At 41.7% G+C, this 18,303-nt stretch carries 21 protein-coding genes and 1 riboswitch; of the genes, 11 read left to right on the top strand and 10 right to left on the bottom strand.

The features are described 5' to 3' along the window. The first annotated feature begins 465 nt into the window (after positions 1 to 465). A complete protein-coding gene (locus tag RXX31_RS23430; RefSeq protein WP_317592037.1) occupies positions 466 to 921 on the top strand; it encodes an RNA-binding protein in 456 nt (151 codons plus the stop codon). Here the strand turns inward: RXX31_RS23430 and murI are convergent. The 3 genes from murI to btuB are packed head-to-tail and all read right to left on the bottom strand — an operon-like array spanning position 875 to position 4,306. Continuing rightward, entirely contained in the window at positions 875 to 1,690 is an 816-nt protein-coding gene (gene murI, locus RXX31_RS23435; protein ID WP_317592038.1) for a glutamate racemase, read from the bottom strand. The two genes, RXX31_RS23430 and murI, sit on opposite strands and share 47 nt — an antisense overlap. Before the next feature lie 40 nt (positions 1,691 to 1,730). Then, positions 1,731 to 2,414, bottom strand: coding sequence for an ATPase (locus tag RXX31_RS23440; protein WP_317592039.1), 684 nt, complete (start codon positions 2,412 to 2,414; stop codon positions 1,731 to 1,733). A 56-nt stretch (positions 2,415 to 2,470) separates the two neighbouring features. Beyond that, positions 2,471 to 4,306, bottom strand: a complete 1,836-nt coding sequence (gene btuB / locus RXX31_RS23445; RefSeq protein WP_317592040.1) for a TonB-dependent vitamin B12 receptor — start codon at positions 4,304 to 4,306, stop codon at positions 2,471 to 2,473. Positions 4,307 to 4,363: 57 nt separating this feature from the next. Then, a riboswitch (cobalamin riboswitch) is annotated at positions 4,364 to 4,567 on the bottom strand. A gap of 184 nt (positions 4,568 to 4,751) precedes the next feature. Between btuB and trmA the strand changes: the two genes are divergently transcribed. Continuing rightward, entirely contained in the window at positions 4,752 to 5,870 is a 1,119-nt protein-coding gene (gene trmA, locus RXX31_RS23450) for a tRNA (uridine(54)-C5)-methyltransferase TrmA (RefSeq protein WP_317592041.1), read from the top strand. A gap of 235 nt (positions 5,871 to 6,105) precedes the next feature. On the opposite strand, the gene RXX31_RS23455 is transcribed toward trmA, so the two are convergent. From RXX31_RS23455 to RXX31_RS23475, 5 genes are all read right to left on the bottom strand, one after another. Beyond that, positions 6,106 to 7,317: a RelA/SpoT domain-containing protein gene (locus tag RXX31_RS23455; protein ID WP_001280596.1), complete on the bottom strand. Its 1,212-nt coding sequence runs from the start codon at positions 7,315 to 7,317 to the stop codon at positions 6,106 to 6,108. Further along, positions 7,314 to 7,781 carry a Panacea domain-containing protein gene (locus RXX31_RS23460; RefSeq protein ID WP_000649312.1) on the bottom strand — a complete coding sequence of 156 codons (468 nt, stop codon included), beginning with the start codon at positions 7,779 to 7,781 and terminating at the stop codon, positions 7,314 to 7,316. Before RXX31_RS23460 ends, RXX31_RS23455 begins: the two co-directional genes overlap by 4 nt. A gap of 314 nt (positions 7,782 to 8,095) precedes the next feature. After that, entirely contained in the window at positions 8,096 to 9,253 is a 1,158-nt protein-coding gene (locus RXX31_RS23465; protein WP_317592042.1) for a beta family protein, read from the bottom strand. 12 nt (positions 9,254 to 9,265) lie between these two features. Next, the gene (locus RXX31_RS23470) at positions 9,266 to 10,495 is read right to left on the bottom strand and encodes an ImmA/IrrE family metallo-endopeptidase (RefSeq protein ID WP_029809306.1); all 1,230 of its coding nucleotides are present in this window, start codon (positions 10,493 to 10,495) and stop codon (positions 9,266 to 9,268) included. Further along, positions 10,492 to 10,755: a hypothetical protein gene (locus RXX31_RS23475; protein ID WP_029809305.1), complete on the bottom strand. Its 264-nt coding sequence runs from the start codon at positions 10,753 to 10,755 to the stop codon at positions 10,492 to 10,494. Before RXX31_RS23475 ends, RXX31_RS23470 begins: the two co-directional genes overlap by 4 nt. Before the next feature lie 271 nt (positions 10,756 to 11,026). Here RXX31_RS23475 and radC point away from each other — a divergent pair, with 271 nt between their 5' ends. The 7 genes from radC to RXX31_RS23510 all read left to right on the top strand — a co-directional run bounded on the left by radC (position 11,027) and on the right by RXX31_RS23510 (position 14,155). Then, positions 11,027 to 11,500, top strand: coding sequence for a RadC family protein (radC, locus tag RXX31_RS23480; protein WP_317592044.1), 474 nt, complete (start codon positions 11,027 to 11,029; stop codon positions 11,498 to 11,500). Then, on the top strand, positions 11,497 to 11,934 hold the full coding sequence (locus RXX31_RS23485) for a DUF2787 domain-containing protein (RefSeq protein WP_317592045.1): 438 nt from the start codon (positions 11,497 to 11,499) through the stop codon (positions 11,932 to 11,934). Before radC ends, RXX31_RS23485 begins: the two co-directional genes overlap by 4 nt. A 50-nt stretch (positions 11,935 to 11,984) precedes the next feature. Then, positions 11,985 to 12,428, top strand: a complete 444-nt coding sequence (locus tag RXX31_RS23490; protein ID WP_317592046.1) for a DUF2787 domain-containing protein — start codon at positions 11,985 to 11,987, stop codon at positions 12,426 to 12,428. 3 nt (positions 12,429 to 12,431) lie between these two features. Beyond that, positions 12,432 to 12,608 (top strand): hypothetical protein, encoded by a 177-nt coding sequence (locus RXX31_RS23495; RefSeq protein WP_104966012.1) that lies wholly within the window; start codon positions 12,432 to 12,434, stop codon positions 12,606 to 12,608. A gap of 138 nt (positions 12,609 to 12,746) precedes the next feature. Further along, complete coding sequence (locus tag RXX31_RS23500) at positions 12,747 to 13,481, top strand: WYL domain-containing protein (RefSeq protein WP_317592047.1); 735 nt, start codon at positions 12,747 to 12,749, stop codon at positions 13,479 to 13,481. Between the two features lie 30 nt (positions 13,482 to 13,511). After that, positions 13,512 to 13,880, top strand: a complete 369-nt coding sequence (locus RXX31_RS23505) for a hypothetical protein (protein ID WP_317592048.1) — start codon at positions 13,512 to 13,514, stop codon at positions 13,878 to 13,880. Between the two features lie 47 nt (positions 13,881 to 13,927). Beyond that, positions 13,928 to 14,155 (top strand): hypothetical protein, encoded by a 228-nt coding sequence (locus tag RXX31_RS23510; RefSeq protein ID WP_317592049.1) that lies wholly within the window; start codon positions 13,928 to 13,930, stop codon positions 14,153 to 14,155. 451 nt (positions 14,156 to 14,606) lie between these two features. Here the strand turns inward: RXX31_RS23510 and alaE are convergent, their stop codons facing one another. Continuing rightward, entirely contained in the window at positions 14,607 to 15,008 is a 402-nt protein-coding gene (gene alaE, locus RXX31_RS23515) for an L-alanine exporter AlaE (RefSeq protein WP_317592050.1), read from the bottom strand. A 264-nt stretch (positions 15,009 to 15,272) separates the two neighbouring features. Here alaE and RXX31_RS23520 point away from each other — a divergent pair, with 264 nt between their 5' ends. Then, a complete protein-coding gene (locus RXX31_RS23520) occupies positions 15,273 to 16,193 on the top strand; it encodes a LysR family transcriptional regulator (RefSeq protein WP_317592051.1) in 921 nt (306 codons plus the stop codon). A gap of 117 nt (positions 16,194 to 16,310) precedes the next feature. Continuing rightward, positions 16,311 to 16,922, top strand: a complete 612-nt coding sequence (locus tag RXX31_RS23525; RefSeq protein ID WP_317592052.1) for a LysE family translocator — start codon at positions 16,311 to 16,313, stop codon at positions 16,920 to 16,922. Positions 16,923 to 17,040: 118 nt separating this feature from the next. Here RXX31_RS23525 and RXX31_RS23530 read toward each other — a convergent pair whose 3' ends face one another. Continuing rightward, complete coding sequence (locus tag RXX31_RS23530; protein ID WP_317592053.1) at positions 17,041 to 18,294, bottom strand: peptidoglycan DD-metalloendopeptidase family protein; 1,254 nt, start codon at positions 18,292 to 18,294, stop codon at positions 17,041 to 17,043. Positions 18,295 to 18,303: the final 9 nt, after the last annotated feature.

The raw sequence follows: 18,303 nt of genomic DNA on the forward strand, positions 1-18,303 counted from the left end.
GTTCATTGAAATCTAATTTGATACCGAGGTATCTAATTTGGATTATCATCAACGAGTGCCCACACAGATTGATAGGTTCTTATTTTTAAAGAGCTTTTCTAACTTTCTCAGCAACTTGGTTGCTCGTCGTTAGGGGTGCGTATCTTACTCCGCACCGTGAGAGAGTCAAGCGTTTTTTCAAATTTCTTTTTTCTCTCTTTCCAACTCGCTGTGTGACTGTCGTCGCACTCCGTGTCGGTGAGGCGGCATTATAGGGAGATGTTTGAGGAGCGCAACTCTTTTTTCTAAAAAAACTTTTAAGTGGTCAGTTATTAACCAAAACGGTGAAATTCGCATATTTCTTCGACACATTTGAGACATATCACAGCAATTGGTTGGAAAAACACCAACCATATACGTAAGATTCATGTGTCTATTATGTTAATAGGCAAACAATCTCTTTATCACCTATGTGTAGTAATCAAAATGACGTCTAAAAAAAATCTGATTTTATGTGCCGGGTTGGCCGTCATTGGGGGAGTGATATTCTCTCAATTCGCCATTTCACCCGTACTGAGCTTTCTTATCGGTGTTGTCGCTACTGCTTTTCTGTTTTCATTTTCTAGCCAGACACCAATTGATCAATCAACCGACTCTGACCCATCAACGAAAACCTTGTATGTCGGAAACCTACCCTATAAAGCAAATGAGAGTCACGTTCGCGATTTATTTGCGGAATATGGACAAGTCTATGCAGTTCGTTTAATGAAAGATAAACGAACTGGAAAAAGAAGAGGATTTGGATTTGTTGTGATGGCAGCTGCCGATGCTAAGCCAGCCATCGCCAAGTTAAATGAAAAGCTATATATGGAGCGTACGCTTAAAGTGCGTATTGCTAACGATCCAAAACATCCGGAAGGCGATAAACCTGAACAGGACTAAAACCTAACTTCGCCAAACACACATTCAGTGCATCTTCTTGCCAAGGAGGTGCACTGGCAAAAATTCGCTTAGTTCCCTCTTCTCCAGTATCCATACTCTGACCACAACACAGTAGCGTATTCACTCGACGCGCTATCGCTTCACCTGAATCAACTAAGGTCACTTTGCCATCGAGGGCTTGATAGATTTCTTGTTTGATAAGTGGAAAGTGAGTACAACCTAATACAGCAACATCCACTTTGTTGCGCAGCGGTTCTAAAATTCCTTTTAATTCGTCAATACAAACATCTTTACCACGCAACTTTTCTTCCGCTATATCGACCAGGCGGGTGGAACCCAATAGCTCGACCGATTTTCCCTGAGCATAGTCACGAATCAATCGGTGTGTATATTGTCGCGTCACCGTAGCAGGAGTAGCAATAAGACCGACGCCTTGAGAAGCAAGTAATGACGCAGGCTTGATCGCTGGCACTACCCCAACAACCGGAATAGAAAGCTTTTTACGTAATGAGGGAAGCACGATGGTGCTGGCGGTGTTACACGCAATAACAACGATATCGACCTGATAGGCATTAACCAGCATCGAAACGTATTGGTTGACCCGTGAGATAAGAACACTCTGTTCGAGTTCTCCGTATGGGTAAGCTTGATTGTCGAATAAATAAAGGTAATCCAGTTGTGGTAAAAGGCGATGTATTTCTTTAAATACAGAAAGACCTCCAACACCAGAGTCAAACACCAGAACCTTTTTCTTATTCGCTACTCGCACGAGTCATACCTAAGCAATACAAACGCTGCGATCATACTGGTTAGATTTGTTTTGGCAATGATTTGGCGCAGTATCTTTGATGACTAAACCTTTCCCCTATCTCGACCTCTAGCTTAAACAGTTCTAGATGACCTTGAAATGAAGGGGCAGATGTCACCAAGGTATGAAACTCGCCATTTTCTCCACACGGATCAACATGGCTAGGTAGCGAATCAACCAACGATTTGTCATACCAACGCCCACACCAATCTGATGACAAGGCTTCTCCATCAGTGGTGATCAGCATCGTTTTAATACCACGCTCGATAATTTCCAAAGCCAGACTCTTGCTGCTCTCCCCTAACAGAGGGAATACACATTCCCAGCCAGCAGGCTCTATATAACTACGTCGATAATCGGCAATACCATTGCAAAACATGTCACCGAAAGCGACAGCTTGTATATTTAACTCACTCTCTGCCAATGCGGTGACAATCGTAGATTGGTAGATGTCATTACTTGGGAAAACGGCTGGCAACTCAATGGTGAGCAATGGAAGGCCAAGTAAGTCAGCCTGCATCTGCACAACTTCAAGAGGTGTCGCCTGAAAGGGAACTTCATCGTCGACATAAGTTGTGTAGAGCCCAACCACTTCGTAGTTTGGGTCTTGTTGCAACCTTTCTAACGTCAATGTGGAATCTTTACCGCTCGACCAACTGATCACGACTCGTTTAGGTGTACTCATGATGTCTCCATACAGAGTAAAGAAAGCAAAAACCGCCCGAAGGCGGTTTAAGGTGATTAGAATTGGTAAGTAGCATTCACATAATATGTACGTTCTGGAGATGTATACCCACCAGCAGTCTCATACTCTTCATCAGTCAAGTTATCAACTCGACCATTTAAAGTAAGGTTTTCATTCGCATAATAGTTAACTGAAACATCAAACAAACTATACGCTGTAAGATCTTCAGATAAACCTGGTCGCTCACCTACATATTGGTAACCCAACGAAACATCAACGTCATTGACACTAGCAACCGCATTATACTTGTAAATTTTCTTAGCACGGCGTATCAGTTGCTCACCAGATTGATCTTCAGGATCTTGGAAATTAGCGCTGACTTGGTGGTTAATAAAGCTAGTATCAAATCCAACAACCATTTCCACACCACGTAATTGGCTTGCACCATCCGTGTTGTAGTACTTGCTAGTCGCGAAGTTGTAGTCAATTAGATCTTCAACGTTCGTATCATATCCAGTAACCGACCAATCAACACCGTCAAATAAGCCACTAAAAGTCAGCTCTACCGAATCAGCTTTTTCCGCTTCTAACTGCTCGTTACCATACGAACTATATAGTTGATACAAGTTAGGAGCCTTGAAAGAAGTGCCATAAGCGGCCTTAACAATAAGCCATTCCGAAAAACGATAGCCTAAGCCTGTATTGTAAGTTGTCTCCGTACCAAACTGTTCATTATCATCAAGACGAAGACTCAGCTCACCAAACACTTTATCCGCATCGGCATTTACTGCTGCAAAATATGCAACATTGGTTCTGTCATATTCTGTATTCGAAGGCTTCACTATGTAAGCCTCATCTCGCCAATCAACACCACCACTTAGTGTCAGTGCTGAAGTAACTTTGTATGAATTCACCCATTGAACGTTGAGTTGCTCAAGCTCATCAGATGTTGCAAATGCTGAGTTTTTACCCGATGACTGCTCATAATCCCAGTTATCTTGATTTTGATAGTTAACTAGAAAATCTGACTTAAGTTCATTGCCACTAAATTTAGCTCCCACCGCAAAGGTAGAGTTTTGAACTTCAGCTTCTTTGTAAGAGTAGATAGGTGCTCCCGTAAAATAATCAACATACGATCCATCATATTGAGAAATATTCTCAAACATGCGGAAATTCGCGAAGCCACTCCATTGCTGATCAAAATCATGGACATAGCCAACGAGTACGTTACGAGATTCAAAACCATGGCGATCACCATCGTTTATTCCAGGCATAGGGTGAACGTTGTACCCCTCATCAGAGTCATAACCAACGGAGATGTTCAAATGACCATTTTCACCAACCTTAGTACCACTAACAAAACTAAGCTCTTCATAATCCATGCTTCCTAGTCCAGCACTTAACGCTGTTCTTTCATTGTCAGAGTTTGCAACTGTAATGATATTAATGACACCACCAATAGCTTCAGAACCATACATAGCAGCGCGAGCACCACGAACGTATTCTACTCTATCGACAAATGTAATTGGTAACTGACTAAAATCGACTCCACCTTTTGCTGCTCGAGCAAAACGAATACCATCAATTAGAACTAGAACTTGATCTGACTCAGCTCCTCTAACATAGATCGAAGCTTGCTGTCCTCGGCCTCCATTTTGTGAAACTTGGATACCCGTTAACCTTCTAAACACGTCTGTTAATGACTTAGCTTGAATACGAGCTATATCTTGGCGTGTCACTACTTCAACTTGAGCGACAACACTTTCAGTGCTTTGTTCAAATCGGTTAGCGGTAACAACCATCGTTTCGTCAGCGGAGGTTTCTTGGGCCTGTAGATAAGAGACAGGTGAAAGCAGCGATGCCAGAGTGATCGCCAATGCGGATTTTTTCATTATATTGTCCTAAATCGCGTAATTCCTTCCGAGCCCTGCCATTTAATGGCAGTCCAGTGCTGTGGCTCAGTTGCTGGCAGGTATTCGGACTTAAGAGCCTGGTTTTACCCTCCTACTCGCTCGACTTCCCACATCAACCAATGCAGTGTCTTATATAAGCTTTCGTTCTCTTTTACCGCTGCGCGTCAGTTCTGGAATTCCACCAGATTCCCATTTCAGCCATCTAGATTGCTAGATAGCACCAGCTTGTGGCAGATCTTATTCAGCTATTGATTATTTGTCCAGCCAATATTGCCCTTATAAATTGTAACGTTTTGATTATTTTTACTTTCTCCTTTACCTATACACACTATCTTTAAATCAATTCCGGTACAAAACTGGACATACTGTTGAGATTGAATAAAATCTGCGCTCTTAAATTGAATGCACCATAAAAGGTAAGATCATGGCTACTCTTGATGTAAACCCACAACACTACCAAGAACAACTGGCGGAAAAAGTTGAACGTCTCACTGATATGTTCACGCCATACAACGTGCCAGAGCTGGAAGTGTTTGAATCACCAGAGCAGCACTACCGTATGCGTGCTGAGTTCCGTGTTTGGCATGAGGGTGAAGACCTTTACTACATCATGTTCAATCAGGAAACTCGTGAAAAATACCGCGTAGACCAATTTCCAGCAGCAAGCCGTTTGATTAATGACTTGATGCCACTACTGATTGAAGCGATGAAAGACAACGACTCCCTGCGTCGTAAATTATTCCAGGTGGATTTTCTCTCCACACTTAGCGGTGAGATACTGGTTTCTCTGCTTTACCATCGCCAGTTGGATGATGAGTGGATTGAAAATGCGAAAGCGATGAAACAACGTCTGAATGATGAAGGCTTTAACCTCAACATCATCGGTCGCGCACGCAAGATGAAAATCGTCCTCGATCAAGACTATGTCATCGAGAAATTAGATGTGAACGGTCAGTCGTACATTTACCAACAAGTAGAAAACAGCTTTACACAACCAAACGGTAAAGTGGCAGAGAAGATGCTGGAATGGGCGGTAGACTGCACTCAAGACAGCACTGGCGACCTATTAGAGCTTTACTGTGGTAACGGTAACTTCTCGCTGGCGTTGGCACAAAACTTCGACCGCGTTTTGGCAACCGAACTGGCGAAGCCTTCTGTGGTATCTGCTCAATACAATATCGCAGCGAATGAGATTGATAACGTACAAATCCTGCGTCTTTCAGCAGAAGAGTTTACTCAGGCAATCGAAGGTAAACGTGAGTTCCGCCGCTTGCAAGATGCTGGCGTGGATTTGAAGAGCTACAACTGCAACACGATTTTCGTTGATCCACCGCGTTCAGGTATGGATGTGGACACCTGCAAGATGGTGCAAGGTTACGAGCGTATCATGTACATCTCATGCAACCCTGAAACACTAAAAGAGAACTTGGACATATTGAGCGAAACCCACAAAGTAACGCGTTTTGCTCTGTTCGATCAGTTCCCATATACCCACCATATGGAAGCGGGTGTGATGCTAGAACGCATTAAACAAGGCATTTGACGAGTTATATATTCAATAAAAATCAACCTGGGTACGGCGTGGGGTACGGCAACATTAAAAACCGACTTCACGCCATAACATAAAGTTCTTTGTCATCTAGTTGTAAGTTTGATAAAGATTTTCAGCCTAAAACAAAAAATTAGCTTTCCCCTTCATTGAAGGCAAAAACCAGTACGTTCGACCAATTGTGATATGAGGCAATACAGCTATCGCGAATAAAAAGACAGGATATGTTTTAATTCTGGCCCGATTGCATAGCGTCTTCAAGCAGAGTGATGAATGAAGCGCAGTCACCTAAATAGTTGGGGTATGCTTCTGATAGTTGCCCCATATTTTTCGTAGATATAAGAAGGGTGTTTAATCTCGCATGACTACGAGTCATTTTCTCAGCTGCGTTATAAACCGAGATAGCTTGGGTATAATTCTCAAACTCTTCACTAAAAATCATTTCTAATGAAGTTTCGTCAATAACTAACAGAACATGTTCTATTGAGCCATCACGACAGCCTTCAACTTTTTCAGATAAGATTTTAAAGCTTCTCAACCGACTCAATGCATTGATTTCACGATTTAATTCAATCAGTCTATTTGAAAACTGAGTCCTATTGTCATTGCTTAACTCTATAGCACCTTCAGCGTCAGCAATATACTGACTCATGATGGAAAGTAGCTCTTCCCACTGAACCTGCAACTTTTCTTTGTCTTCATCTGGGCTATGGGAATGCGTCTTAATCTTAGTACCTTCCAAAATATCGACGATTTCTACCGTTGTCGCCCAAAGATGCTGAAGACGAGTACGTAGCTGAGCTTCTATATTAAAACTTTTTCCGCTGGCATGGTCATAACGATATATAACATGCAAACTTCGGTATCCGCAGTCATTAGGTTTAGGATTAGTGATGTAGTCATCAATGTCCTTGATCTTAATTCGACCTACTTTTTCTACGGTAACTTGCAGACGCTCTTTTGCTTTCTCCAACGATTCAAGATCAGGGAAAATTGCCCGACAACCACCAATATCGTTCATATTGGTTACACAGGTCGCATTCGTAGTTTCACCATCAAGAGATTTACGCTGTAGCTTATCTACTATGGTTTCTAAACGCTTCAGTCGTGTCACTGGTTTAACATCTATCCCAAGCTCTCGACAACATCGACCAACAAGGTAGGCGATAGTATTCAGTGGTTTTTCATGGGCGGCACGAAACTGCTGGATGGTCGCAGTCGCGGATTTTAGATCGCCTTCTTTTTTGCGTAGTCGCCGCCCTGCTTTCTTAACTCCGTTATTGGAGTATGAGAAATCTTCAGCGGCACTTTCATCAACCGTTCTTTCAAGAAAATCTTGGAAGCACAGCTCATAGTCGTCTTGGAAGTTTTTTGATGCCTGTTCGGCGGTGGGAGTGTCGTCAATTTGAAAACTGACGACACGTTTTTCTTTATCACTCACAGGCTAGCTGTTCGCCCTGATTGTTTGATCTGAGTGTAATGAGCTTGAATCAAATGGTCAGGAATCACTTTTTGATGTGTGCCATCCCATACTTGATGCCATGGACTGCCCTCACGGTGAGTCAGATCTACAAGCTGCGGGCCTGTTAAATGTCCCAGTTGTGATACTACATCTTTGACAATAGATTCACTTTCATGATCTAACACCACATCACATTGTTCGGTGATCACGTTACTGCCATACGATTTAAAGCGAAAATAGACAGAAGGGACTACGGGACCAAATTTCCAAGCAAATACGTCATCCACAACAAGAGGACGCTGGAAGTGTGCCAATGATAAACCGTGGCAAACATAGGTAAGTTTTTGTAGCTGCAAATTGGAGAAGCATTTACCTTGCTCTTTCGCATGCTTAAGCAAGCTCCATGCAACGTCTACAGCACTGTATGTGTGATATGCTTTCATCTTCTTATTCCAATTTCGTCTAAATAGTTTACATAATCCAGTCGATGCAACATCAAAAGTGTAAACCATTGCTGTATTTAAAGACAGTAATTTTATTCACAGTTAGATGCTCGTTCGCAAAATTAAGCGACCTGATTGTGACAATTTTGGATCACTAAGCTCATAAACAAAGTACTTGTTCCGCTCCTCTCTTGTGAAAGACTAATTCGAGATCTCTGACGATAAAATAAAAAAGAGGATGCATAATCGCATCCTCATTCTTGCTATAGTTCATTCACTAAGGTGAGTTCAGAACATGTAGTACTAAAAAGTTCTTAACGACCAGTCTTAATAGAACGAAGATGAATGGCTGTAGAAACTGTTTTTTCAAACTCAACCACTTCTTGAGTCACATAAGTCATATGGTGCGCGGTATCAATCGCAACCCAGCTAGTGGGGTTACCCACAAAAACTTTCCCTTTTACCATTCCATAATTGGCACATTTTTCGATCATCATATCTCCCCAGCTGAATTCTGAACCACAGAAATAGCCAGAACCAACTAGAGATTTACATAGCCCATGCATTTGTGCGCCTTTCTCTCCTTGTCTTCTAGAATAACCTCGAACGACAAAGTAACTATCCTCTATGGTGTATCTGATTTTCCCATTGGCATCTGGTGCAATAGTCTCATCACCAACATTTGGATTGGCTATACCATAGTCACCGAACACAAACTTCATACTTGGGTTAAATGATCGTACTGACTTCCATACTTTGAATTCTTTTCTTACAACGATACCTGTAGAATTTTTCTTAGGCACCATTCCGTTAATATCAGAAGTAATTGAACAACCAGCGATAGATACAAAGCTAAACTGATAGTCTTCAAGAAGTGATAATGCCGTATCTACCTGCTCTTGAATATCAACTATTGTATCTTTTGAAACATCTCCAAAGTCTAGAATCACAGAGCACTTACGGGTGTCTAACCCCATAGACGAGACGATATCTTCGATAGTGTCTAAAAACGGCTCTTCCTCGACCATATCTTCAAAGGCATATGAATCCAAACGAAGAATAAAACGATCCTTTGACTGAGCAAGAAGCTGTAATACTGTAGAGTATTCTACATCTTCCCACCGGTCATACCCGATAACAGGTAAAACTTCACATCCTTCGTTAGAAAGGCAACTAGTGAAGACTGACAATACGTGCTCGCCATTCTCAATTGTAGAGTCTGGTGCCCATGAATGGATATCGACGCCAATAGTAGGTACTGAGATAGAAGAGCTTAAGCCTACAGCACATTTGTTTATAAACTGCTCTCTAGGATTACTAACCCCTAAGTACGTTGTTTCTAACATTTTACTTGTTAGAGTCGGAAGTTCAAATACAGGTAGAGTGTGTAGTTGAACTGTGCGAGGCAAATTCTTATATGCATCAAACTCGCCTTTTTTCGCTTTTAAAATAGGAACGTACTTAGGAGCCATAACTCGCCTCACTTACCAATATTTAGAAGGGAAGTGCTTTCTAACCTCCCCGTAACCAACCAATTCAGAGAACTGATTATATTTGCCAGATTCTCGTCTTAACCTTCCAGCGATGATGGCTGGATGAATGTTCAATTCTCTAGACAAAGCATCGATAGTTGCACTACTCGGATTTAGGTATGCTTTACTCCGCTTCCAAACAACTCTCGGAATGAAAGTATCTCTGGCATATCTATTCGCCTCAGCTTCGAGCTTATCTTTACTCTCGGTATGATTTTCTAAATCATCTACAAATGTTTTATCTAGGTCGACATGCTTCCAGATATGTACAACTTCGTGAAGCAAGGTAAACCAAAAGTTATCCAGCCTATCTTGTCGTAGTGACAGAGCAATTATAGGCCTGCCATCAGCATCTTTTAGTGCTGCACCATCCACCGAAGTGCCTTTTAAAGCCGGCTCAATAACAACACAAATACCATTCTTCTCTAGATATTCTACCGCGAGTAATGGACCATATTCAGACCAGCTTAAATGCGCTAAATCCTTTAAAAATTCTTTTCCTAAAACGCTAGCGTCGAATGGATACTCTAGGTTTCGAGTGCGAGCTTTCTGTATAACTCTAGCTACCCAAGCATAAAGCTTATATTGACTCAAAGGTGAATAAGCATCACCTGACAAAGTTCTTTTGAAGGATGCGCTCGCGGTCGATCCCCCAAGGCTACTGATAAAGTCTTTTACCTGCTCTTCAACATTCTTCTTTACCTTAGCACCTGTATCCTCAATCCAACCTCTTGACAGCATTTCTTTAATCGGAAATTTTGACCAGTTGAACTCGGCTTTAGACGGATTTTCCGTAACAGCTCTATCATCCGTATCTAGTCCCAACAATGTTTGAGGAGCTATACCCAAGCCAACTGATAAGGCCTTTATCATCGGAACAGTTAACGGCCGTTTACCTGAAAGCACCTCTGATACTCTGCTCTTTGTTCCAAAATACGGAGCTAAATCAATTTGCTTTAACCCTTTCTCAGCCATTCTAAATTTAATAGCATCAATAGGATCTACTGGCTCGATTGCATAATTGGAAGACTCATAGCTTTCAATCAAAACGGTTAGCAATTCCAATCTCTCAGCGTCATCGGAACCAGGTGTTAATTTTTGTACAATTAGTGACTCAACTTCAGACATATACTCTTGATATTGGTCCTGAGTTCTAATCACTCTTGGTTGAGACTTACTCATTTGTTTATCACTTCATGAATCACAGCAATACCTCCGTTAAAACAGAAAGTGACTTTGATGCTTATATGGTCATAACCAAAAATAGGAAACATATAAGAAAAATCTTCTACATGCTCAACTCTTGGAAAAGCATCGATCAATTCCATATCACTTCTCCAACTCGCATGGTTAATCTCTGCCACCCAAGCTGAAATCCAGATATCAATTTCGTTACTGATACCTTTAATGGCGTTGAGCCTTTCTATACCTATCAAACGCATCAAGGTTCTCCATTTGGGAACATTATTGCACTAGCAAAAATAAAAATCAACAAAGTTCCACCATTGGGAACCACAAACAAGAAAATATATCCATAAATAGAATGAGGGCTATGAGAGCAGAATTCAACCAACATCATGTTTTTACTGATATTGAATTGATTATATTTTTTACATACGCACTAGGTAAAAACGTTATCACCTTCAATCCAAAAATCTTCAGGCATATGTCATCAATGTGAATACTCATCATTGATTCCGACAGGAGCCCGAAATGAATCCCAAAACTTCCGATTACCAAAAGCAGCAACGCTATCAAGAAAATGAAATCCTAGAGCATGCCGCTGAGATACTGGCTACGCGCTACGTGCGTGGTGATGCTCTAATCAACCCTGATTCCACCAAAGAGTATGTGCGCTGTAAGCTAGGCAGCTATGAGCGTGAAGTGTTTGCCTTATTGTTACTGGATAACCAAAACCGACTGATTGAGTTTAAAGAGCTGTTTCAAGGAACGGTCGATGCGGCCAGCGTCTACCCACGTGAAGTGGTGAAAGCGGTGTTGGAAGTCAATGCCGCAGCGGTGATATTTGCCCATAACCATCCATCTGGAGACTCAAAGCCTTCTCAAGCCGATAGACGCATAACCGAAAGACTCAAGGACGCTTTAGCGCTGGTGGATGTGCGCGTACTTGACCATATCGTGACAGGCGATACCTGCACTTCATTTGCTGAAAGGGGATGGTTATGATTGAGCAACACTACGGTGAGCTTTCTATTGATGACGCTTTACATACGTCACTGGAAGCACTTATGAATCGGTACACTCTCCCAGAGAACGCTGAACGACTCGTGCTGAACTGTCGCCAAATGAGTTACTACCGACATCGACAAGGTTTACATCCCATTGAGGTGCAACTTAAACGTGAGTCAGCCTCTAGTCCTTGGTTGGTGGTGTTCTTTGCCAGCTTCTCTTATCCCGATGACAACAGCACAATCGTTGAACCTGAGTTGTACTTTCACCTTGCTAATCGCTGGTGCTATCAACCCGATGTGGGGAGCACGGATTTATCCCACCCAGAGGTACAAGAGCTGCTCTCGGTATGGATGAAAGCCTTTGCTCGCCACCTATCTCGAAACGTCTTTGATGACGTGCAACTGACGATGGTCGGTACATTCCAATAATTCTCACTCTGTTATTTCTTACTTTAATCCTGAAACAAGGAGGACTCACTATGTCCAAATTAAACTTCACTGCATCACTACTACCTGTGTCAAAGAAACTGCATAAGCTGCTAAGTGAACAACTCACCGCTCATTTGCTGAGTAATGAAGCACTGACCACCAGCCGTTATCTGGTGTTTAACTTTCGCGATAAAAGTTACAGCGCGGAAGAAGGCGGCTTCCATCCGGTTGAGATGGCGATTTGCCAGACCGCAGCAGGTGCGTGGAGCATTGAGTACATCACCGATTTTGCTTATATGGGAAACTACTACCCAGAGCTAGAGCGCAACTTGGATTTTGATTTTCGGGTTGGACAGTTCTTTGTGGCCTATCGTGGCTGGCTACCAATGCAAGGTAGCCGTGATGCCAAAGAGCTGTATCGGCTATGGGAGAATAACTTTCTGGCCTATGTCGATATGGACTCCTACAACGAGATAGCCATCACCTCGCAATAACTCATGACTTCCCTTCTTCTACAAATCATCAAACTTGTCACTGCCCTCATCACGCTGTTCTCCCTTTCTCCGTTCTTCGGTGCCATTGGAGCCCTATCCACTTTAGGGTTTCTGGTGGTGCTGTTGATTGGGTTATTGGTAGCGATTGCCGAACTCAGTGATAAGCATAACCCTCGTTAATGTTAATCAATTCACACTTTTATGAAACGAATTGATTGCATTTTAACCGTTGGACATTATGTGTCTGACCCACCTCTATTCTCCCGACATTAAATGTCCGACTCCGGTGTGGAGCTTTGATGTATTGAGAGCGTAGTCATGAGCAATAAAACCAGCATTGAAGGGTTATCCGCTTTGCTGCACACGCTGATGCTTATTCCTCAACATCGATGGATCACCGTTAGGGAGTTGCAGCAGCAGTTAGCCCTACTCGATATCCACCGCACCACGCGCAGCATTAAACGTTACCTTGATGAAGTTATTGTGGAAGTGTTTAACGTGGAGTGTGATTCGATGAGCATGCCCCATGTTTATCGGAAAACCTCAGAGCAATTACTGAAACTCAACAAACAGGAAATGCTCTATTGGCAACTGACCAACAAGTACTTACTACCACTAGTTCCTGATGCACTGAATTATGGTCAAGGGTCCTCCTCGGAGAGAGACAAACCCTTGTCCCACAAGGGTTCAGCACATTCAAAAGAGCAAGAATGGTTGTCAAAAGTACATGTGGCTTTGCCCACTATTCGCGAGTGGAGTGACGAGCAACGGCAAGTGTTGAATGCGATACACACGGCATTACTGCACAACCGTATGCTCAAGATATCTAGCCAAGTATTGCAGCAAGAGAAGGCGCTCATTGAACCTCTGGGACTCTCAGTTCAGTGTGACGCGCTCTTGCTGCTCTTTCGTTTAACCGGTCAAAACAAGATACGCACCCTAGCTTTGCCTTTGATTGATGAGGCCAGTGTATCGACGTTTTCTTTTATCTACCCCACTGATTTCAATATTGAACGGTTCATGCGTGAACACGATGGAATCAATGCGCCCTGAATTTCACTCACCGATAAGGAGAGCACCATTATGACATTAATCAACACCCTACTCCGATACGCCACTATGACCATCCTGTTTATTGGGCTCACCGCTTGCGGCGACCAAGAAGAAACTCAAGCAGCAACGGCAGATATTGAAGTGTCGATATCAACTAACCCTCATTGGGGAACATTGGTCTTTGACCTGCAAGCCATCACCGACAACACCGTAGTAAGTAATGTAGTGATTAACCGTGGCAACTGCCGATTACCCGCAGGTACAACCTCAGAGCTATCAAGAAACGTTTCATTAAACTTCGGCCAAACCTACACCGGATACAGCAACAACTGCACCGTAGACAGCGTGAAAGAAATCGAAGTCACCTCCAGTGCTGGCACTTTTGTCTACACCTTCTAACTTTCAATTCCCAAATAACACACTCAACCAACTCGTAAGGATCAACTATGAAAAAATCCTCTCTACTCATCACAGCAGCGTTAGCTTTCTCTGCCTCCTCCGCCTTTGCTGGTGGAACACTGGGCGGTAATCCATCCGCAGATTCGGGAGCCGTCAACGTCAGTGTGGGCAAATGCACTCAATACAAAATGGATATGAAAGAGGCACAACAGAAAGGTAAGAACGTAGCGAGCATCACCGTTCCTGAAGGCTGTGAGGCCATCACAGAAAAGTAATACCACCAGCAACGATAAAAAATGACAATGGGGAGCAATTACGCTCCCCATTCTTTTTTTGTTTCTATACATAATCGGTACAAATCAATAAGCCAGACTTCTAAGCTAATTTTTGGATAAAAGTGAGCTACGCAGGCGTCCCTAGCAGTCAAAATTGATATGAGGAAATGTATGGCAAAGTTTACTTGGACCGCCGAATATTAATCTAAGGCTATTGGTGGAACGTTTTTCTCCATCGATTAGGTGTCACTTCATAACACTATATAAATTTATCTCTGAACATGAGAACTGAGCGAAACCCTGTTTTTACAACAATCTTTTCAATAGACAAATCTGTAGATACAAGTAGACCTGAGCCAAGTATAGTCGCTCAGCCGTCAACCATTCTCCAAATGACATACCTGTAGCTCTACACGACATTCCGCCTTTCATCTAAGGTTTAAACAAGCATCTAAGCGACTCTCGCCCAAACTCTGACCGTTTCAAGAAAAAGTCCAAATGGACGACTGATTATTATCATAGTCACCGTTGCTGAGATAAGAAGAGTGATAATCTCTTTATAATCTGCTCCTGCTATCATCAAAGTAACTGCATAAGTGGGTACCTGAAACGCAAGGAAAGCGATACAGTCAACGACTGCTTTACCCCATGGTGCAGACGGAAGTAACTTGAGGAACAACCAGTCTCGCCATAATCCATATGGACGACCAGTCACAATCATCATTGGCACCATTAATAGCCGAGTGATTAACACCTCGTCAAAGTCCATACCGGCAATATAATATTCAGTAAAAGCCGCTAATAGGGTGAAAAAAACTATTGTCGCTGCTGTATCAACGATGAACCGACTCATATCGAACCTAAATAAAGAACCATAGAGATACTATACGAATTTCATGAGAGTATGACAAAACTCTGGTCAAATTGTTTTAGTAGTAACAACAGAACAGTGCCTCGTACAGTTCACCACTATCTAACATGTCTTAAATCACTGATTCAGATCTCTTTCGATACTAAATGTTTATTTACATGATAACATCAATATTGGTAGCACAAGCTCAGTAGTTGTACATAACTCATAATAAACAAAGAGTTAGGATGGTTAAGCGCCTAAATTATGTTTCAAAATACCAATCTAAATTTATTGAAATCACTGCATATCCTGTTGCAAGAAGCTCATGTAAGCAATGCAGCAAAACGGCTTCACATCACCCAATCAGCAGTTAGCCGACAGTTAGCTCAGTTAAGGGAAATGTGTAACGACGACTTGTTAGTGCGCAGTTCAAATTATTTTGTGCTGACTCCTAAAGCAGAAATACTTAAAGCAAAATTAGACTCATTCTTTGGGGATTTTGAACACTTATTATCTGACATAACATTTGAACCTGAAAACTGGTCAGGAGAATTGATCATTTCATCCAGTGATTATGTTGCTCAATACGTCTTACCCGACATTTGTTCTAGGCTTAATTTATTAGCCCCAAAACTGAAAATCAATTACCAACTATGGCATCCAGTAAATATCGACCAATTACATGAGTTAGGTATCGATATTGCGTCAACAATGCTTCCAGAAAAGCCCAACGGAGTATCAAGTCTATTCATAGGCAGCGACCATTCGGTTCTCGTAATGCGCAAACAGCATCCATTATCGAGTAAAAACAATATAAGTGTGAATGAGTTACTCTCATACCCTCATATAAAAATTACAGGAGGAGCAGATAAAGACTCAACGGTTGATCAGCAGTTAAGCTCATTGAACCTACACCGAGAAATTTACCTTCAGGTACCGTTTTTTACCGCAGCTGTCAGTCGATTGATACAAACTGATGCTTTAATGGTTGTTCCATTGCACATCGCTAAAAACCTATCAAAGTTCTCGCCTATAACGCATAAAAGTCTACCCTTTGATGTGGATATCAATAAATACTGGTTAATTTGGCATCCAAAATTTGATAATGACGTTAGCCATAGATGGCTAAGAGAGCAAATTGCACTTTCAATGCAAGATAGCGAAAATTCTATCCATCTATCGTAATGGATCTAAATAGATCCAAATTAATAATAGCATTACCCTAAATCATACCAATCATGATTAATTATGATTTCCTTGCATGGTCTGGCTTAATTATCCTTACCTAAAAAGGAGATAATCATGACACTAACATTCTTTAGTACCTTATTAAGTATTTCTTTGCTCGGCGCAATGTCTCCCGGCCCTAGCCTTGCTGTTGTAGCTAAGCATTCGCTTTCTGGGGGGCGTTTATACGGGGTTGCATCTGCATGGTCGCATTCATTAGGCATATTAATTTATGCGATATTGACGATGAGTGGCTTATCCATAGTGCTTGAACATTCACCTTTTGTGTTCAAATCCATAACGTATTTAGGCGCTGCTTATTTGGCTTATTTAGGTATTCGTTCCCTTTTATCAAAAGGGGGAATAGCGGACAAACTGAAGTCTGGAGAAAAAAGTAGCATATTCGAAGCAATAAGAGATGGGTTTGCTATATCGATTTTAAACCCCAAAATAGCACTGTTTTTCATAGCATTATTTAGCCAATTTATTGGAGTGTCCCAAACTGTACAAGATAAGACGATAATTTCAGTTATTCCGCCATTACTAGATGGTCTTTGGTATACATTGATAGCGATTATTCTTTCAAGTAGCAAATTGATAGAAAGAATCCGAGCTAAAGCATCTATGATTGATAAAATATCAGGTATGATTCTATTATCGCTAGCGGTTAAAGTGATTTTTATTTAATCACGCTAAACCAAAACTGTGACATAAAGGCTGAGGGAATGTTTCGTTCCCTCAGCCTTTATCTTTAACACATCTGAACGTTTACTAATTTCGTAAAACACTCAAGCGTTATACACAGTCAACTGCTTTTATGACTCTTTGCTACAAGTGAATCGAATTCACTGATGCTAGCAAAGAAGGAAGCTTTATCATCAATCGGAATTGTTGTTGCAATTGGTAAGTCAACTTTCATTGAATTGACGGGCCTATTACGAACTAGAACTTCGAAATGCAAATGAGGCCCAGTAACACGACCTGTAGCCCCAGACAATGCGATTTTTTGTCCTCGTTTAACATACTGCCCTTTCTTTACTAAGAACTTACTTAAGTGAAGATAACGGGTTTTGTAGACGCTATTGTGTTCGATGACAAGATAGTTCCCAGCAAAAGGGTGACTTCGAACGGCAATAACTTTTCCATCTCCCGTCGAATATATAGGCGTTCCTACTGGTGCTGCGAAATCAGTGCCATTGTGAGGAGTGATTTTTCCAGTCACTGGATGCTTTCGTCTAGGATTAAATGGGGAAGTAATCCGTCTAAAGGGCTTATGCATAGGATAACGATTAAAGGCACGTTCAAGGCTATTTCCTTCTCGATCATAAAATCGTCCATCACTTGCTAAAAAAGCATCAACCTCACCTTTTACAAGTTTAAATGATATTGCCTTTATTTCACTATTACCCGTTTCATGATCACCTAAATACTGCTTTTTAATCAGTATCTCAAATCGATCCCCTGCTCTTAGACTACGTTTAAAATCTACTTTATCTTTGAGTACACGAGTGATATTCGCAATCTGTGTAGAAGTTAACCCTAAATTATGCGCTGATTCTGAAAAACTACCGTGAATCTCACCTGATAACAATATGTCATGCCAAACTCCTGGAACTTCAATAAATTCATAAGAAAACGAGCCATCCTCCCCCCGCGAATAAATGGCTTTTTCTACCAAGGTCATGTTATACACTAACTTTTTTAACTTCCCTGAATCATCCAAGTCTAACTCTAAGAGCTCACCGGGCTGAATCATATCAAGATGTAAGTGGTCCTGATCAACAGAAAGAACCTCTTGCAGAACGCTATAAGGGATCCCCTTTTCAGAAAAAATGCTGCTCAGTGAGTCTCCTGCTTTCACTGTATAGTAAATTTGATGTTCTTTTGGCGCTGGGTCCAAATCCACATCAATGGGTATATTGTACTCATGTTGATTATTAGCTATCAGATCTACAACCGGTTCTGGTTCTGGCTCGGTCTCACTCCTCATAGATAACCATGTAGCACTTGAAAATGACAGCACAGCTACGACTAAAGCAACGCTTGTAAATTTATTCATAAAGAAAAC

It is taken from the genome of Vibrio sp. EA2 (assembly GCF_033042495.1).
Lineage (GTDB): Bacteria > Pseudomonadota > Gammaproteobacteria > Enterobacterales > Vibrionaceae > Vibrio.

Excerpts from the sequence above, each read along its gene's own strand:
- RXX31_RS23470 (WP_029809306.1), bottom strand. The coding sequence starts at position 10,495 with ATGAGTAAGTCTCAACCAAGAGTGATTAGAACTCAGGACCAATATCAA.
- RXX31_RS23465 (WP_317592042.1), bottom strand. The coding sequence starts at position 9,253 with ATGGCTCCTAAGTACGTTCCTATTTTAAAAGCGAAAAAAGGCGAGTTT.
- RXX31_RS23525 (WP_317592052.1), top strand. The coding sequence starts at position 16,311 with ATGACACTAACATTCTTTAGTACCTTATTAAGTATTTCTTTGCTCGGC.
- RXX31_RS23495 (WP_104966012.1), top strand. The coding sequence starts at position 12,432 with ATGACTTCCCTTCTTCTACAAATCATCAAACTTGTCACTGCCCTCATC.
- RXX31_RS23530 (WP_317592053.1), bottom strand. The coding sequence starts at position 18,294 with ATGAATAAATTTACAAGCGTTGCTTTAGTCGTAGCTGTGCTGTCATTT.
- trmA (WP_317592041.1), top strand. The coding sequence starts at position 4,752 with ATGGCTACTCTTGATGTAAACCCACAACACTACCAAGAACAACTGGCG.
- radC (WP_317592044.1), top strand. The coding sequence starts at position 11,027 with ATGAATCCCAAAACTTCCGATTACCAAAAGCAGCAACGCTATCAAGAA.
- RXX31_RS23510 (WP_317592049.1), top strand. The coding sequence starts at position 13,928 with ATGAAAAAATCCTCTCTACTCATCACAGCAGCGTTAGCTTTCTCTGCC.
- RXX31_RS23460 (WP_000649312.1), bottom strand. The coding sequence starts at position 7,781 with ATGAAAGCATATCACACATACAGTGCTGTAGACGTTGCATGGAGCTTG.
- RXX31_RS23440 (WP_317592039.1), bottom strand. The coding sequence starts at position 2,414 with ATGAGTACACCTAAACGAGTCGTGATCAGTTGGTCGAGCGGTAAAGAT.
- RXX31_RS23475 (WP_029809305.1), bottom strand. The coding sequence starts at position 10,755 with ATGCGTTTGATAGGTATAGAAAGGCTCAACGCCATTAAAGGTATCAGT.
- RXX31_RS23520 (WP_317592051.1), top strand. The coding sequence starts at position 15,273 with ATGTTTCAAAATACCAATCTAAATTTATTGAAATCACTGCATATCCTG.
- RXX31_RS23505 (WP_317592048.1), top strand. The coding sequence starts at position 13,512 with ATGACATTAATCAACACCCTACTCCGATACGCCACTATGACCATCCTG.
- alaE (WP_317592050.1), bottom strand. The coding sequence starts at position 15,008 with ATGAGTCGGTTCATCGTTGATACAGCAGCGACAATAGTTTTTTTCACC.
- RXX31_RS23500 (WP_317592047.1), top strand. The coding sequence starts at position 12,747 with ATGAGCAATAAAACCAGCATTGAAGGGTTATCCGCTTTGCTGCACACG.
- RXX31_RS23490 (WP_317592046.1), top strand. The coding sequence starts at position 11,985 with ATGTCCAAATTAAACTTCACTGCATCACTACTACCTGTGTCAAAGAAA.
- RXX31_RS23430 (WP_317592037.1), top strand. The coding sequence starts at position 466 with ATGACGTCTAAAAAAAATCTGATTTTATGTGCCGGGTTGGCCGTCATT.
- RXX31_RS23485 (WP_317592045.1), top strand. The coding sequence starts at position 11,497 with ATGATTGAGCAACACTACGGTGAGCTTTCTATTGATGACGCTTTACAT.
- btuB (WP_317592040.1), bottom strand. The coding sequence starts at position 4,306 with ATGAAAAAATCCGCATTGGCGATCACTCTGGCATCGCTGCTTTCACCT.